Below are 626 nucleotides of genomic sequence, written 5' to 3' on the forward strand. Positions count from 1 at the left end.
CCTAAGCTCAAACCTTTCTCAAAGTTTAAGATAGGTTGTAAGCTTAAAGTAGGTGGGTTGAGAGAATATATTAAACTTTTTATGCATCATGGGGGGTAAATGAGAGCGTAAATGTGTTGGCTAGATGAAGTAGTTTTGGTAACTGTAATATGTCCCACTGACATATAGGGTAAGGGGGAGATGCGCAATCCAACGCTACGACGGGCGATCTGACCAACCGGCTGGGATGACGAAGATATGTTGGGTTGCGCTTCAGCCTCTTTGGATGTGGGCCGGTAGTTCAGTGGTATGAGCAGCCCATTCAGGCTGGTGCCGACGCCCGCCTCGCACGCGGGAGGTCGCGGGTTCGAATCCCGCCCGGTCCACCATCTCACGTATGGAAGACCATACGACAAATGAGAATTGAGAATGTTTTAATCTTACTATTTTAAGCTCCTTACAGTTTTCCGTAAGGTGTTCTTTTAATTGATTAGGATGGACTTGTTTTTTAGGATTTTCTAAGGGTAGAGCGAATACAAATAGAAATAGAAGGTGCTTGTCGAGCTTTAAGATATCCAGAAGACTCGGACACTACCTTTATAACTTTCATCAACCTCAAAAAGGGGGTTGTCAAGCACCATAGCAAA

At 44.7% G+C, this 626-nt stretch carries 1 tRNA gene; it reads left to right on the plus strand.

The features are described from left to right. Window positions 1–269 precede the first annotated feature (269 nt). A tRNA-Ala gene (locus tag NZ896_06840) sits at window positions 270–368 on the plus strand. The last annotated feature ends 258 nt before the right edge of the window (window positions 369–626 follow it).

Source organism: Nitrososphaerales archaeon (genome assembly GCA_025058425.1).
Classification (GTDB): Archaea; Thermoproteota; Nitrososphaeria; order Nitrososphaerales; family JANXEG01; genus JANXEG01.